This is a genomic window from Xanthobacter pollutisoli (assembly GCF_040044995.1).
Taxonomy (GTDB): Bacteria; Pseudomonadota; Alphaproteobacteria; order Rhizobiales; family Xanthobacteraceae; genus Xanthobacter.
Genome location: NZ_JBDZDP010000013.1, coordinates 73,203 through 88,399, shown reverse-complemented (window position 1 = coordinate 88,399; position 15,197 = coordinate 73,203). Strand labels below are relative to the sequence as shown.

General features: G+C 68.7%; 15 protein-coding genes. 2 read left to right on the top strand and 13 right to left on the bottom strand.

The features are described 5' to 3' along the window. Positions 1 to 17 precede the first annotated feature (17 nt). The 4 genes from ABLE93_RS20195 to ABLE93_RS20180 form a co-directional block, all read right to left on the bottom strand. Positions 18 to 581 (bottom strand): peptidylprolyl isomerase, encoded by a 564-nt coding sequence (locus ABLE93_RS20195; RefSeq protein WP_348841627.1) that lies wholly within the window; start codon positions 579 to 581, stop codon positions 18 to 20. Positions 582 to 670: 89 nt separating this feature from the next. Next, positions 671 to 1,168: a pantetheine-phosphate adenylyltransferase gene (gene coaD / locus ABLE93_RS20190; protein WP_348841660.1), complete on the bottom strand. Its 498-nt coding sequence runs from the start codon at positions 1,166 to 1,168 to the stop codon at positions 671 to 673. Between the two features lie 121 nt (positions 1,169 to 1,289). Beyond that, positions 1,290 to 2,006: a metal-dependent hydrolase gene (locus ABLE93_RS20185; RefSeq protein WP_348841626.1), complete on the bottom strand. Its 717-nt coding sequence runs from the start codon at positions 2,004 to 2,006 to the stop codon at positions 1,290 to 1,292. A gap of 116 nt (positions 2,007 to 2,122) precedes the next feature. Continuing rightward, positions 2,123 to 2,854 (bottom strand): cytochrome c biogenesis CcdA family protein, encoded by a 732-nt coding sequence (locus tag ABLE93_RS20180; RefSeq protein ID WP_348841625.1) that lies wholly within the window; start codon positions 2,852 to 2,854, stop codon positions 2,123 to 2,125. A 197-nt stretch (positions 2,855 to 3,051) separates the two neighbouring features. Here ABLE93_RS20180 and ABLE93_RS20175 point away from each other — a divergent pair, with 197 nt between their 5' ends. Next, on the top strand, positions 3,052 to 4,056 hold the full coding sequence (locus tag ABLE93_RS20175; RefSeq protein ID WP_348841624.1) for a YcjF family protein: 1,005 nt from the start codon (positions 3,052 to 3,054) through the stop codon (positions 4,054 to 4,056). Here ABLE93_RS20175 and ABLE93_RS20170 read toward each other — a convergent pair. The 4 genes from ABLE93_RS20170 to ABLE93_RS20155 form a co-directional block, all read right to left on the bottom strand. Beyond that, positions 4,045 to 4,626: a hypothetical protein gene (locus ABLE93_RS20170; protein ID WP_348841623.1), complete on the bottom strand. Its 582-nt coding sequence runs from the start codon at positions 4,624 to 4,626 to the stop codon at positions 4,045 to 4,047. The genes ABLE93_RS20175 and ABLE93_RS20170 overlap by 12 nt on opposite strands. Continuing rightward, positions 4,623 to 5,795 (bottom strand): vWA domain-containing protein, encoded by a 1,173-nt coding sequence (locus tag ABLE93_RS20165; RefSeq protein ID WP_348841622.1) that lies wholly within the window; start codon positions 5,793 to 5,795, stop codon positions 4,623 to 4,625. Before ABLE93_RS20165 ends, ABLE93_RS20170 begins: the two co-directional genes overlap by 4 nt. Positions 5,796 to 6,112: 317 nt before the next feature. After that, positions 6,113 to 7,303: a polysaccharide biosynthesis/export family protein gene (locus ABLE93_RS20160; RefSeq protein ID WP_348841621.1), complete on the bottom strand. Its 1,191-nt coding sequence runs from the start codon at positions 7,301 to 7,303 to the stop codon at positions 6,113 to 6,115. Between the two features lie 277 nt (positions 7,304 to 7,580). After that, complete coding sequence (locus tag ABLE93_RS20155) at positions 7,581 to 8,270, bottom strand: metallophosphoesterase family protein (protein WP_348841620.1); 690 nt, start codon at positions 8,268 to 8,270, stop codon at positions 7,581 to 7,583. 233 nt (positions 8,271 to 8,503) lie between these two features. Between ABLE93_RS20155 and cbiB the strand changes: the two genes are divergently transcribed. After that, positions 8,504 to 9,469 (top strand): adenosylcobinamide-phosphate synthase CbiB, encoded by a 966-nt coding sequence (cbiB, locus tag ABLE93_RS20150; protein WP_348841619.1) that lies wholly within the window; start codon positions 8,504 to 8,506, stop codon positions 9,467 to 9,469. Between the two features lie 3 nt (positions 9,470 to 9,472). Here the strand turns inward: cbiB and ABLE93_RS20145 are convergent, their stop codons facing one another. From ABLE93_RS20145 to rfaD, 5 genes are all read right to left on the bottom strand, one after another. Next, complete coding sequence (locus ABLE93_RS20145; protein WP_348841618.1) at positions 9,473 to 10,939, bottom strand: cobyric acid synthase; 1,467 nt, start codon at positions 10,937 to 10,939, stop codon at positions 9,473 to 9,475. A gap of 4 nt (positions 10,940 to 10,943) precedes the next feature. Next, positions 10,944 to 11,576: a cob(I)yrinic acid a,c-diamide adenosyltransferase gene (gene cobO / locus ABLE93_RS20140; protein ID WP_348841617.1), complete on the bottom strand. Its 633-nt coding sequence runs from the start codon at positions 11,574 to 11,576 to the stop codon at positions 10,944 to 10,946. After that, positions 11,573 to 12,124, bottom strand: coding sequence for a bifunctional adenosylcobinamide kinase/adenosylcobinamide-phosphate guanylyltransferase (gene cobU, locus ABLE93_RS20135; protein ID WP_348841616.1), 552 nt, complete (start codon positions 12,122 to 12,124; stop codon positions 11,573 to 11,575). The genes cobO and cobU overlap by 4 nt, the downstream gene beginning before the upstream one ends. A gap of 520 nt (positions 12,125 to 12,644) precedes the next feature. Further along, complete coding sequence (rfaE1, locus tag ABLE93_RS20130; protein WP_348841615.1) at positions 12,645 to 14,117, bottom strand: D-glycero-beta-D-manno-heptose-7-phosphate kinase; 1,473 nt, start codon at positions 14,115 to 14,117, stop codon at positions 12,645 to 12,647. Between the two features lie 12 nt (positions 14,118 to 14,129). Next, positions 14,130 to 15,143: an ADP-glyceromanno-heptose 6-epimerase gene (gene rfaD / locus ABLE93_RS20125; protein WP_348841614.1), complete on the bottom strand. Its 1,014-nt coding sequence runs from the start codon at positions 15,141 to 15,143 to the stop codon at positions 14,130 to 14,132. Positions 15,144 to 15,197 lie beyond the last annotated feature (54 nt).

Below are 15,197 nucleotides of genomic sequence, written 5' to 3'. Positions count from 1 at the left end.
TCACTTGGCGTCGGCAGTCACTTGGCGTCGGCGGCGACCTGCATCTTCACGATCTTGTCCGGACCGGTGACCGCGCCGTTGGCGGAGGCCGGACCCTTCTTGATCTTGTCCACATACTCCATGCCCGACACCACCTGCCCGACGACGGTGTACTGGCCGTTCAGGCTCGGCGCGTCGTCGAACATGATGAAGAACTGGGAATTGGCGCTGTTGGGCGAGGAGGCCCGGGCCATGCCCACCACGCCGCGCTTGAACGGCACGCTGGAGAATTCCGCCGGCAGGTTGGGGTACTTCGAGCCGCCGGTGCCGTTGCCATACTGGCCGTCGCCGGTCTGGGCCATGAAGCCGTCGATAACCCGGTGGAACGGCACGTTGTTGTAATAGCCCTCGCGCGCGAGGGTCTTGAGGCGCTCGACATGCTGGGGCGCGAGATCAGGCCGCAGCGCGATCACAACCCGGCCATAGGGCGTTTCGAGATAGAGGGTGTTCTGCGGGTCCGGCTTGGTCTGGGCCGCGGCGGGCAGCGCAAAGGCGAGCGCGAGCAGGGCTGCGGCGATGAAGCGGCCGAAGAGGCGCGTCATGAAGATCTCCCGGAAACGCCCCTTCCGCGGGGCTGGTTGGCTGCGCCGGACGGCGCCGGCGGGGAACGCAGGCGGGCCTGCGCGGGCACTCAACGCTTGAACTTGTCTTTCAGTCGCGCCAGCACCTCGGCCGGCACGAAGGCGGAGACGTCTCCGCCCATGGCCGCGATCTGCCGCACCAGAGTGGCGGTGATGGGGCGTACCCGCGGCGAGGCCGGCAGGAACACGGTCTGGATGCCCGGCGCGAGCACGCCGTTCATGCCCGCCATCTGCATCTCGTAATCGAGATCGGTGCCGTCGCGCAGGCCGCGGATGAGCAGAGTCGCGCCCATCTGCTCGGCGGCGGTGACGATGAGGCCGTCGAAAGTGATGGCCTCCAGCGTCGCATTCTCTTCCGCCGCCACCGGCCCGCACACCTCGCGCAGCATGGTGAGCCGTTCCTCGGCGGCGAACAGCGGCGCCTTTCCAGGGTGGATGCCCACCGCCAGCACCAGCCGGTCGGCGAGCCGGCAGGCCGAGCGCACCACGTCCAGATGGCCGTTGGTGAGCGGATCGAAGGAGCCGCCATAGATGGCGGTGCGCAGAATATGGGCGCTCACGCGGCTCGTCTCATGCTGCGGGTCTCGCGACGTCTCTGGGCGGGAAGGCGTAGCCTTGCCCGGGCCGGGACGCAATGGGGGCGGCGCGGGCGGTGGCCGCCCCTTCGGGCTACGCCTCGAACGGGGCGCCGCTCTCCGGCACCATAACCTTCACCGAGTGGCCTTCCAGCGCCGCTACGAAGGCCGAGGCATCGGGCACCAGCAGCGGGAAGGTGCCGTAATGGATGGGCACCACCACCTCCACCCCGGGGAGGAAGCGCTTCACCGCCATGGCCGCCACCGCGGGGCCCATGGTGAAGCGGTCGCCGATGGGGATGAACACCACCTTGGGCGCGTGGATCTCGCACATCAGCGCCATGTCGGAGAAGATGTCCGTGTCGCCCATGTGCCAGATGGTCGGCTCGCCCGGCGCCTTGATGATGAGGCCGGTGGGATTGCCGAGATATTCCGAAGGCTTGCCGTCACCGCCCGAGGAATGGTCGGCGCGCACCATGGTTACGGTGAAGCCGCCGCAGTCGAGCGTGCCGCCGGTGTTCATCATCTGGCCCACATTGCCGGCCCCGCGGGCGGCGAGGAAGGCGCACAGCTCAGGGTTCGCCACCACCGGAAGGGTACGGCTGGCGTCGGCGGCATCCTCGACGATGGAGAGCGTGTCGCCCACATGGTCCGAATGGCCGTGGGTGAGGAGGATGTGGGTGATGCCGCGGGCCGCTTCCTCCACGGTGGAGCGGAAGGTGGGATTTCCGGTGAAGAAGGGGTCGATCAGCACCGCCTTGTCGCCGAAATCCAGCCGGAATGCGGCGTGGCCGAACCAGGTGATCTTCATGGGGATGGGGCCTTGGAAAGGTGGAAGCTCGGGCCGCGGAGTATCCCGGAACGTCCCGCAAGAGGCAACGGCGGCATGGCGGCGCGCGGGCCGCGGACGCGTGCCGCGACGAGCGCTCAGCCGATGGTGGAGAGCGCGGGGAAAGTCTCGATCAGCCAGTAGCTGACATGGGCGATCCAGCCGGACATGAAGGCGATGCCGGTGAGCACCAGCAGCGCGCCCATGGCCTTCTCCACCATGGGCAGCACCTTGCGCATGTGGACGAGGCTGCGCAGGAAGGGGCGCACCGCGAAGGCGGCGGCCAGGAACGGCACGCCGAGACCCAGCGAATAGACCGCCAGCAGGCCGGCCCCCTTGGAGACCGTGGCCTCCGACCCCGCCACCGCGAGGATGGCGCCGAGGACCGGGCCAAGGCACGGCGTCCAGCCGAAGGCGAAGGCCAGCCCCATCACGAACGCACCCCAAAGGCCTGTCACCTCGTGCACATGGGGCCGCGCCGTGCGATGCAGCAGATGGATGCGGAACACCCCGAGAAAATTGAGCCCCATGACGATGATGGCGAGGCCGGCGATGATGGACAGCACGTCGAGATGCGCCCGCAGCAGATCGCCGACAGCGGAAGCGCCGGCGCCCAGGGCCACGAACACAACCGAGAAGCCGGCCACGAACAGGGCCGCTCCCGCCAGCGCCCGCCGCTCCACTTCCTTCACCGGCTCGGCCCCGGCGAGGTCGTCCAGCGTGCTGCCGCCGAGGAAGCACAGATAGGGCGGCACCAAGGGCAGCACGCAGGGGGAGACGAAGCTCACGAGGCCGGCGAGGAAGGCGGCAGGCAGGGTCACATCGGCCATGGCTTCGGGTCGCGGCTCTCTTCTGTTCGGGTCCGTTGGGCCTCTCATGGGCCGGCCCGCCGGCCGGGGCAAGCTGCACATCGCCGCGCTCGCCGGCTTGTGAGCAGGGCCCGGAGCGCCCCTCACCCCCGGTCCGACCCCGGCATTCCACGCCGCACCTCCTTGCAACCGCCGCACTTCAGGGACATCTGATCGCCATGAGCGACGAGCGCACTTCCCCCCGCCGGCCCCAGGTGTTCCGCCTCGACGAGGCCAGCATCACCCTCGCCCCACCGGAGGTGGCGCAGGCGGAGGCGGCGCTTCCCGTGCCCGTCGTGCCGCGCCGCAGCTGGGGCATGTCCCTCGCAGGCCTGTTCTGGTCGGCGCTGGGCGGCGTCGCGAGCCTTGCCGCTTATGTGGGCCTGAGCCGGCTGGTGGAGAGCCTGTTCGCCCGGGCCGAATGGCTCGGATACGTGGGCGTCGCCTTCACCGGCGTTCTGGTGGCGGCAGCGGTGCTGCTGGCGGGGCGCGAACTGGCGGGCCTTCGCCGCCTCACCCGCATCGACGAGATCCGCGAACGCGCGACCCTGGCGCTGGCCGCCGACGACCGGCCGGCAGCGGAAGCGGTGGTACGCGATGTTCTGAACCTCTCCGCCGGCATGCCCACCCTCGCCCGCGCCCGCAGCGAGCTGGAGGGCCACCTCTCCGGCATCATCGACGGGGCAGACCTGCTGCGCCTTGCCGAGCGCACCCTTCTGGCAGGGCTCGATTCCCGCGCGCGGCAGATGGTGTCGGATGCGGCGCGCAACGTCTCTGTGGTCACGGCGGTCTCACCGCGGGCGGCAGTGGACCTCGCCTTCGTGCTCTACAGTGCCGTGATGCTCATGCGCCGCCTCGCCATGCTGTACGGCGGACGCCCCGGCACGCTCGGCACCTTCCGCTTGGTGCGGCACGTGCTCGGCCATCTCGCGGTGACCGGCGGCATGGCGGCGGGCGACACGCTGGTGCAGCAGATCGTCGGCCAGGGCCTCGCCGCCCGTCTCTCGGCGCGGCTGGGCGAAGGCGTGGTGAACGGCCTGCTCACCGCGCGCCTCGGGGTCGCCGCCATTGCCGTGACCCGGCCCCTGCCCTTCACCGCCCTGCCCGCGCCGCGCCTCACCGACGTGGCAGGCGGCCTGATGCGCAAGGCGGAGGAGGACGAGGCCGTCGCCTCACGCCGGTAGGAGATGGCGCGGCAACGTGGCCGGGGTGTAGGTGACCGGCCGGTTGCGCCAGATCATCTCCGCCGTTGGCCAGACCACGAAGGCGCCCATGCCGCTGAGGAACAAAGCGAAGCTCCACTGACTCTCCGCCAGCGCGAAGCCGAACACCGCGAGCAGCCCCGCAAGGGCCAGTGCGCCGGCTGCGACCATCGCCCAGAAGCGCCACGGCGCATAGCCGCCGGAAAGGCGTGGCGCCGCCCCGGCGGCCGTGAGCGCGCGGTGGAAGGCGCGCACGAAAGCGGCATAGTCCTCCTTCTGGTCGCGCACGCCGGTGAGGGATATGCGCGACGCCGAGCCCGCCTTGATTCGCGTGCCATCGCGCCCTGCGATGGCCATCTCGAATGTCGGCGCGGCGAACTTGGCGGGCAGGAAGCGCAGCTCCACCGCCGCCACGTCCGCCAGGGGAAGGCGGCCCTCCTTCGGGCCCACGGACCACAGCAGCGCGCCCGGAACGAGCTCAAGCCGCACGCCGGCGCCGCCGAGGCGGGGAAGATAGGCGTAGGTGATGACAGCCGAGGCCGGTGCGTTCACGTCAGCTCCCGCATGGCGGCATCAATGCCCTGGACGGTCAGCGGGAACATGCGGTACTCCATGAGGTGGCGCATGAGACGAATGGATTCCGTATAGCCCCAATGGGGCTCGGGCACCGGATTGAGCCAGACCGCCTTGGGATAGGTGGTGGTGAGCCGCGAGAGCCAGACCTTGCCCGGCTCCGTATTGTTGTGCTCCACTGAACCGTTGGCGAAGGTGATCTCGTAGGGGCTCATGGACGCGTCGCCGACGAAGATCAGCTTGTAGTCGTGGCCGTACGTGTGCAGCACGTCGTAGAGCCCGACACGCTCGGACGCGCGGCGCGCATTGGACTTCCAGACGCTCTCATAGACGCAGTTGTGGAAGTAGAAGTGCTCCAGGTGCTTGAACTCCATGCGGGCGGCGGAGAACAGCTCCTCCACCTGCTCCACGTGCCAGTCCATGGAGCCACCCACGTCGAGGAAGAGCAGCACCTTCACCGCATTGCGCCGCTCGGGCCGCAGGCGCACGTCGAGATAGCCCTGCCGGGCGGTCTCCCGGATGGTGCCGTCGAGGTCCAGCTCCTCCGGCGCGCCGATGCGGGCGAATTTGCGCAGACGGCGCAGCGCCACCTTGATGTTGCGGGTGCCGAGCTCGACGCCGTCGTCGAGGTCCTTGAACTCGCGCTTGTCCCACACCTTCACCGCACGGAAGTTGCGGTTGCCCTCCTGGCCGATGCGCACGCCCTCAGGATTATAGCCATAGGCGCCGAAGGGCGAGGTGCCGGCGGTGCCGATCCACTTGGAGCCGCCCTGGTGGCGTCCCTTCTGCTCCTCGAGGCGCTTCTTCAGCGTCTCCAGCAGCTTGTCGAGGCCTCCGAGGGCCTCGATCTGGGCCTTCTCCTCGTCGGTGAGATGCTTCTCGGCGAGCTTGCGCAGCCAGTCCTCGGGGATCTGCGGACCCGCCTCGCCGAGGGCGGTCTCCAGGCCCTTGAAGCATCGGCCGAAGACCTGGTCGAAGCGGTCGAGATGGCGCTCGTCCTTCACCAGGCAGGAGCGGGAGAGATAATAGAAGGCATCCACCTGCCGGCTGGCCACGTCGCGGTCCATGGCCTCCATCAGGGTCAGGTATTCGCGGACGGAGACCGGTACCCCGGCCGCCTTGAGGGCCTCGAAGAAGGCTATGAACATCCCGGTCGATCCTCGCTGCCGCTCGCCCGCTGGATGTGAAGGATAGCGCGGGTCCCGGCCGAACGCCAAAGCCCGGCGGCGCACGAGCGCGGCCCAGGTCCGCCGCAACGCCGGCGCCCCCAAGAGCCCGCGCAGTTCCAGCACCACTCCGTCACGGTCGCCTCGGACCCAATGCCGGACGAGCAGCCTCGGGGGCTCACCCTGCCGCTCTCGCGCACCGAGGGACCGATGGCGCGTCGCCCCCAAAACGCAAATGCCCCGGCCGCTGGCCGGGGCATTCGATCTCGCGGGACGGGCCGCCGCAGCGGCCCGGCTGCTCAGTTCACGCCGTAGATGTTGGCGTTGGCGTTGGTCATGGATTCCACGGTCAGGGCGCCGAGGAGGACCAGGTTGAGGAACTTGGTCATCTCCACCGAGCCGGCATTGCCGATGTAGATGATGTCCTTGTCCCGCATCGGCACCTTGGTGGCGAGGAGGAAGCCCGTCGGCTCGCGGAAATTGATCTGGTAGATGGTCGGGATGCGCCGCTCGGGAAGGGCCGAGACATCGACGCCCATGCGCTCCAGCGTGGTGCGGTTCTCCACGCGGAACAGGAAGGCCGACTGCGGATCGGCCTGCTGGTCCACGAGGCCCTCGGCCTTGGCCACCGCCTCGCTCAGGCTGATGGAGTCGTCGCCGAAGTTGAACTGACCCTGGCGGCCGGAGGCACCGAAGGCGAGGAAGGTGCGCGGACGGCTGAACACGTAAACAGTGTCGTCCGGCTGGAGGTAGATGTTGTTCGCGGGCTCGCGCACCAGCCGGTTGAAGCTGATGGTCGCCTCGCGGTTGCCGCGCTGGAGGGTGACCAGAAGGTCGTAGCCCTTGCTGGTGGTCTGGCCGGCGCGGCTGACCGCGTCGAGCACGCGCTCACCCGCCGAGGTCAGCGGGAACTTGATCGGAGCGGTCACTTCACCGATCACGGTCACGGAGTTGGAGCGCTGCGACTTCACCGAAACCACGGCCTGGGGCTCGATGGCGCGGTTGCGGAGGCGCTCGACGATCTCCTGCTCCACCTGGGCCGGGCGCATGCCCGCCGCCCGCACTTGGCCGGCATAGGGAACGGAGATGAAGCCGTTGCTGTCCACCGTCTGGGTCGGGATGTCGACGAAGTTACCAGCGCGCGAGGCGGCTTCGGCGGGGATGAAGAGGCCGCCGGAGGAGGCTTCGAAGATGGACACGCCGACGATGTCGCCCACGCCGATCTTGATGTCCGGGATGGGACGGCGATCGTTGCGGAAGGTGCCGATCAGCCCCTCGCAGTCCAGCTGCGTCAGGACGTGCACCACCTGGGCCGTCATGGGCACCAGCTTGTAGCCGACACCGTCCGTGTCCTGCGTCGCCTGGCTCGTGACTTCCACGCTGTAGGGACCCGACGCGGGAAGAAGGTTGCAGCCGGACAACGCAACGGAAACGGCCACGCAGGTCGCGATGCGGAACCGTCCGAGCAAATTGTTCAGGGCGAAATGCACTACCTGGACCCCCCTGCGAAACATGCCCTTGAGTAGCACGAGGGCCGGGGGACGCCTATTGCAACGCCTGATGAAACGGTAATGCGGAGGCCGTTTCCGTCAGGGTTGTGGCCGAAGTGCCACAGAACTATCCGTACTATGGTACGGCATTAGCGCTGGCTTGGTTAATGTCGGCGTTCGAAGACTGGGAGTTGCGACGCGGAGGAATTAACGCAGGCCGCGCATCCGTACCGGAGCAAGCCCTGGCCTACCGCCCGGATCAACAGGATACCGATGCTCAGGTGGCGATCAGGAACCGGTCGGCGCCTTCGAGCACCAGACAGGTCAGGCAGCCGGTAGCGTATGCGCCGGTATCGATATTGATTCGATTGCCCAGAACCTCGGGATCCTTCATCGGCGTATGCCCGTGCACCACGCAGTGGCCGAACCAGTCGGCGCAGTCGAGAAACTCGCGGCGGATCCACATCATGTCGTCGCGACTCTGCTCCTCTAGCGGGATGCCGGGGCGCAGGCCCGCGTGCACGAAGAGGTAGTCGCCACAGACGAAATGGCTGGAGAGCTGCCGCAGGAAGGAAATGTGCTCGGCCGGTACGGCGCTGCGCCACTCGTTCCACATGCGCGCCTCGTCGCCGCCGGCGGTGGGACGGATATAGGAGAACACGGTCTCCAGCCCGCCCATGCGCAGCCAGCGCGAGAAGGATTCCTGCGACATGAGCGATTCGAGCATCACCGCTTCATGATTGCCGGAGAGGCACACCGCCTTGCGGCTCTCCCGCCGCGCCATCAGCGCATCGAGCACGCCGGAGGACTGGGGCCCGCGATCGACATAATCGCCGAGATAGACCTCGACGCAGTCCGGCCCCGGATGGGCGGCCATGTCCTCGTCGATGGCCGCCTGGAGCGCCGAGAGCAGATCGAGGCGACCGTGCACGTCGCCAATGGCGTAGATGCGCATGTGATCCGGCACGAGAGGGATCGTCGGCTCGCGAGAACCTTCGCTGACGGCATTCGGGCGGAGCTTTAGCATCGTCATGACCGCAACATCCCCGACGGTGTCAATGCCCCCGCATCTCTTGGGAAGACACCAGTGTATCTCCACTTCGAGAGTCTTGCGAACTTTTCGTTGCATTGCAACAAGAACCGCGTCCACAGCAACCTGATCGGGTTCAAATCGCCGAAAACGCGGTAGCAGGGGGAAGAATGGCGTTCGATCTGGCGTTCCTCTCCGTCGTGATCGAGGCGGCTCTGGGCTATACGGCCGGACTGGTGCGGCGGATCGGTCATCCGGTGATCTGGATCGGCAGGCTGATCGTCGTGCTCGATCATGGCCTGAACCGCGCCGGCTGGACCGCGGCGCGGCGGCGCCTGATGGGCATGATTGCCATTCTGGTGGTGGTTGCCTGCGCGGCGGTGCCCGCCTTCCTTCTCGAACTTGGCTTGCGGTCGCTGCCCTTCGGCCTTCTCCTCGCCGGCCTCGCGGGCAGCACGCTCATCGCCCAGCGCTCCTTGCATTGGCACGTCGCCCGCGTCGCCGATGCGCTGGACGGTGGCAGCATCGAGGACGCCCGCAGTGCGGTGAGCCATATCGTCGGCCGCGATCCGCAGACGCTGGATGACCATGGCGTCGCGCGCGCCGCCATCGAGAGCCTTGCCGAGAATTTCTCCGACGGCGTGGTCGCGCCCGCCCTGTGGATGTGCGTTGGCGGGCTGGCGGGAGGCGCCGCCTACAAGGCGCTCAATACCGCTGACAGCATGATCGGCCATCTCACTGAGCGCCATGCTGCCTTCGGCTGGGCCTCGGCCCGCGCGGATGATTACGTGAACCTGCCGGCCTCGCGCCTCGCCGGCATGCTGCTCATAGCGGCGGCGGCGCTCACCCCGGGGGCCGATGCCCGCGCCGCCCACAGAGCCATGCTGCGCGATGCCCCACGCCACCGCTCGCCCAACGCTGGCTGGCCGGAGGCGGCCATGGCCGGCGCCCTGGGGCTCAAGCTCAACGGCCCCAAGGTCTATGCCGGTGTCCCCACAGAGGACGCGTACATGGGCGACGGCCGGCGCGAGGCGACGGCGCTCGACGTGCGCGCTGCACTGCGGCTCTACCGCCGCGCCGACGCCCTGATGATCCTTATTGTGCTGGTCGGCGCCCTGCTCAGCCTTCTGGCCTGAGCCTCACGCGGCCAGCGTGAGCAGCCGATCGAGGTGGAGATGGGCTGCGAGGTGCGCGGCAAGGCCATCGAGCACCGCTTCCACGCCGTCCTCATAGGCGAAGCCAGCCGCCGCACCGCCGAGGTGGGCGAGACTGACGGAACGGAAGGCGTCCGAGGCGAACAGGCCGTGCACATAGGTGCCCGCCACGCGCCCGGACGCGGCGCGTGCGCCTTCCGGGCGGCCATCCGCGAGGTGGCCGAACGGGCGCGCCGTGTCGGACCCCTGCGTGACCCCCATGTGCATCTCATAGCCGCGGAAGGGCGCACCTTCCGCGACGCCCTCCACCTCCACGAGCCGCTTCTCGCCCGACAGAACCGAGTGCACGTCGAGAAGGCCGAGACCGCGGGCGATCGTGGCCTCGCCCTCGATGCCCTCGGGATCGGCAATGGTCACCCCGAGCATCTGGTAGCCCCCGCACAGGCCCAGCACATGGCCACCGCGCCGGGCGAAGGCGAGGATGTCATGGTGCAGCCCGCCGGCCTTCAGCGCCGCGAGATCCGCAATGGTCGATTTGGAGCCGATGAGCAGGACAAGGTCGGTATCGAGGGGCAGGGTCTCGTGCGGGCGGATGCGACGCACCTCCACCCCCGGCTCGGCATCCAGCGGGTCGAGATCGTCAAAATTGGAGATGTGGGGCAGCACGGGAACGGCGATCTTGAGCCGCGCCCCGGCCTTGGGCGGTGGCGGCGCGGCGAGGGCCAGCGCATCTTCCGCCGGCAGGCGGGCGGCTTCAGCGAAGTGCGGCACGAGGCCGAGCGGGGCCCAGGAGGTGGCGCGGGCGATCGTCTCCATGCCGGCGGCGAAAAGCGTCGGATCGCCACGGAAACGGTTGACGATGAAGCCGCGGATGAGCGCGGCATCGTCCGGGTCGATCACCGCCTTGGTGCCGACGAGGCTGGCGATGACGCCGCCGCGGTCGATGTCGCCGATGAGTACCACCGGCACGTGCGCTGCACGGGCGAAGCCCATGTTGGCGATGTCGCCAGCCCGCAGATTGACCTCGGAGGCGCTGCCCGCCCCTTCCACCAGGACCAGATCCGCCTCCGCCTTCAGTTGCTGGAAGCTCTCCAGCACATAAGGCATGAGGGACGGCTTCATGGTCTGATACGCCGCGGCCTTGGCGGTGGCGTGGACGCGGCCCTGCACCACCACCTGCGCCCCGCTCTCGCCCTGCGGCTTCAGCAGCACCGGGTTCATGTGGACGCTGAGGGGCACACGGGCGGCGCGTGCCTGAAGCGCCTGGGCCCGGCCGATCTCCCCGCCGTCGGCGGTCACGGCGGCGTTGTTCGACATGTTCTGCGGCTTGAACGGCCGCACCTTCAGCCCGCGCAACGTGTAGGCGCGGGCGAGGCCGGCCACGAGCAGCGACTTGCCGACGTCGGAGCCTGTGCCCTGGAACATGAGCGCGCGGGCGGACGACGCGGTCATCGCGTCAGAACTCGATGCCCGGCTGCGCCTTCACCCCGGCGGTGAAATGGTGCTTCACCAGCCCCATCTCGGTCACGAGGTCCGCCGCCGCGAGAAGCTCCGGCTTGGCATTGCGTCCGGTGACGACCACGTGCAGGTCGGGCCGGCGCGCCGCGAGGGCCGCGACGACCGCGGCGAGGTCGAGATATTCATAGCGCAAGGCGATGTTGAGCTCATCCAGGACGAGGAGCGAAATGGTCTCGTCGGCCATCAGCTCCTGCGCCATGGCGAAGGCGCGGGCGGCGGCGGCCTTGTCGCGGGCGAGGTCCTGCGTCTCCCAGGTGAAGCCCTCGCCCATGGTGTGCCAGCTCACGCGATCGCCGAAGGCGCGGAAGGCGTCCTGCTCGCCGGTCTGCCAGGCCCCCTTGATGAACTGCACCACGCCCACCCGGCCGCCGCGCCCCAGCATGCGCAAGGCGAGGCCGAAGGCAGCCGTGCTCTTGCCCTTGCCGGGGCCGGTGTGGACGATGAGGAGGCCTTTTTCGACCGTCTTCTGCGCCACTTCCTTGTCCTGCACCGCCTTGCGCTTCTCCATCTTGGCGCGATGACGGGCTGCCTCGTCGGGCGAGACCGGGGCGGCGGGGGCGGGATCGCTCACGGCGTCTCCTCCTTCACGATCAGGGGCAGCCCGGCCACCACCAGCACCACCGCGCGGGCGCGGCGGGCGAGGCGCTGGTTGAGCAGACCGGCGGCGTCGCGGAAGCGGCGGGCCAGCGCATTGTCGGGCACGATGCCGAAGCCGACCTCGTTGGCGACGCAGAACGTGGGGCCGGTGCGGGCTGCCAGCGCCCTCTCCAGCCTTTCCGCCTCTTCATCGAGGTCGTGGTCGGCGAGGAGGTGGTTGGTGAGCCAGAGTGTCAGGCAATCCACCAGAACCGGACGATCGGACGGCAGGGCGTTAAGGCAATCGGTGAGGGCGAGGGGCGCCTCCAGCGTCTCCCAGCCGGCGCCGCGGCGCGCCCGATGCCGCGCCACGCGCTCGTTCATCTCCGCATCGTGGACGCCGCCAAAGGCAAGGTCGGCGGTCGCCACATAGGTCCAGGGCGGCGGGCAGAGCTCCACCTGCGCCTCTGCATGCCGGCTCTTGCCCGAGCGCGCGCCGCCGAGGATCAGGACGAGGCCGCCGCCCACCGCTGCGTCCGTCATCAGGGGCAGGACGGGCTGCAGGCGCGCGCCTGGCCTCGGTCCGGCAGCGTCGCCGGCCGATGCGGCCGCGGGATACCCCGCGCAGACGTGCGGCGTCGTCCCGTCTCTCCCACCATCTGCAGTCCCTCGCCTCGCGCCGGCGGAATCGCCCTTGGCGCCCAGTCGGCGACTATAGGGTCCACCCCCAACGCCGCAACGGCTCTCGCGTTCAGCCAAGCCCCAGTCAACGCACGCGGGGTTCGCAAGGAGCATTAAGAGAGCAGAATTCTTGTGGGATTATAGTTAATTATGACACTTTCCGGAGCCGAATTCGAGCGAAAGGCGGATTCTGCTACCATTCACGCCTCTGATTGACTCTCTAAGACGCTCGAAGCCTAATAAAATCAATAATTTATGGTTAATTCTTCACTTTAAGACGCGGATTAAAGCCACTAAATGCGGGGCGGGATAACGACTTAAAGCGATGAATTAAGACTGCAGGTTATCGATTTAAGTTATTGAAAAATAATATTTTATTTCATTATAGGATGATATTCCCATCCCCTCCCCCGCGCGCCTTCGCCACCAGGGCGGACGTCGATCGGCCTTCCACCAGGGGGATAAGGGCCACGCGACCGCCCGCCGCCTTCACCACATCGGCGCCGACCACCTGGTCCTCCTGATAGTCCGCGCCCTTCACCAGAACATCGGGCCGCAGCGCGGTAATCAGCTCCAGCGGGGTGTCTTCGTCGAACAGCACGACGAGATCCACGCACCGCAGCGCCCCCATCACCCGCGCCCGCGCTTTTTCGTCCTGAACCGGGCGCGCCGGACCCTTCAGGCGCCGCACCGAGGCATCCGTATTGAGCGCCACCACCAGCCGGTCGCCCTCACGGGCCGCCGCTTCCAGGATGGCCACGTGGCCCGGATGAAGCAGGTCGAAGCAGCCGTTGGTGAAAACCACCCGCGCGCCCGCAGCCTGCCAACGGGCAACGATGGAAGCCGCGCTGATCCGGTCCACCAGCGCGCCGGCCTGCGCGCCCTCGGGCACGCCGGCGTCCAGCGCGGCGTTCAGCTCCGCCCGTGTCACCACTGCCGTGCCGATCTTGCCCACCGCCACGGCGGCAGCGGCATTGGCGAAATGCACGCTGGTTTCCAGCGTCTGGCCGGAGGCCAAGGATACCGCGAGCGCAGCCAGCGCCGTGTCGCCGGCACCGGACACGTCGAAGACCTCCCGCGCCTGCGCCGGCACATGCAGCACGCGTCCGTCGCTGCGCCACAGGGTCATGCCCTTCTCGGCGCGCGTCACCAGCACCTCGCCGCCGAATTGGCGGGCCGCCGCTTCCGCCGCCGCGGCGGCCTCCTCGTCGGTGCCGTCGGGCAGGCCCGTGGCAGCCGTGAGCTCCAGCCGGTTGGGGGTGACGAGGCTGGCGCCGCGATACGCCTCGAACGTGCGGCGCTTGGGATCGACGATCACCGGCACCCCGCGCGCCTGGGCCGCCGCGATCACCGCCGCGATCACCGCATCGGCCAGCACGCCCTTGGCGTAATCGGAAAGCACCACCACCACGCAGCCGGCCACCGCCGCTTCGGCCGCGGCGATGAGACGGGCGGCGGTGGACGCCGCGGGCGGCGCCAACATCTCGGCATCGATGCGCACGATCTGCTGGCGCCCGCTCATCACGCGGGTCTTGGTGATGGTGGGGCGGGTGGGGTCTGCCACGAGCCCCGAAAGGTCGATCTCAGGCCAGGCGCCGAGCGCGCGGGCGAGCTGGCCGGCCTCCGCGTCCGCGCCGACGAGGCCCACGAGGCGCACCGGCGCGCCGAGGGCGGCGGCGTTGGCCGCGACGTTCGCGGCCCCGCCGGGCACGACGCGCTCGGCGCCATGCACCAGAACCGGAACCGGCGCCTCCGGCGAGATGCGCGAAACCGAGCCGACGATGTAGCGGTCCACCATCACGTCGCCGACGACGCAGATGGGGCCCGCCGCCCCTGCCCCGATCTCACGCACCATGTTCGCCTGTCCTCACACCGCCGCGTTGCGCGGCTTCAGGTATCCGTTCACGTAAGAGGAAACGCCCTCCTCCAGCGACGTGAAGGGGCGGCTGAACCCGGCGGCGCGCAGCTTCGTCACGTCGGCCTGGGTGAAATACTGGTAGGCCGGCCGCAGCGTCTCGGGCATGTCCACGTAGGTGATGTCCGGCGCCTTGCCGAGCGCGGTGAACACGGCGGTGGCAAGGTCCGCGAAGGAGCGCGCCTCGCCGGTGCCCACGTTGAACACGCCGGAGACGTCCGGGCTCTCCAGCAGCCAGCGCACCACTTCCACGCAATCGGACACATGGATGAAGTCGCGCAGCTGCCCGCCGTCCACATAGCGCGGGTCGTGGGACTTGAAGAGCGTCACGCTCTCGCCGGCCGCCGCCGCGGGATAGATCTTGTGCACCACCGATCGCATGTCGCCCTTGTGGGCCTCGCCGGGTCCATAGACGTTGAAGAATCGCAGGCCCGCGAACTGCGGCGGCCGCGGCAGGCCGGCCGCCACGTCGGCCATGATCCGCCGGTCGACGAACAGCTTGGACCAGCCGTAGGGATTGAGCGGCGCGAGGGCGGCAAGGTCCGCTTCTTCCTGCGAATCCGTGAAGCCCGAGGAACCGTCGCCATAGGTGGCGGCGGAGGAGGCATAGACGAGCCCGAGCGCCTTGCGCGCGCACAGCTCCCACAGATCGAGGGTCGCGCGGATGTTGCGCGACACGATCTTGTCGGCGTCGCGCTCGGTGGTGGCGGAGATGGCGCCCATGTGCACCACGGCGGCGAGGCGCCCGCCTTCCTTCTCCACGAAGGCATTAACCGTCTCGGGCCGGATCACATCATGCAGCACGATGTCGGCGATGTTGCGCCACTTGGGCCCGTCCTCCAGCCAGTCGGCGACGACCACGCGGTAGCCGTCCTCGGCCGCAGCCCGGGCGATGTTCGAGCCGATGAAGCCAGCCCCGCCGGTCACCAGCAGGAGGTCGCGGCTCAGCGCCACCGATCGGGTCATGCAGCGATCTCCTTGGCCGCCCCATCCGTTCCATCGGGCGCAGGGTGTGCCACC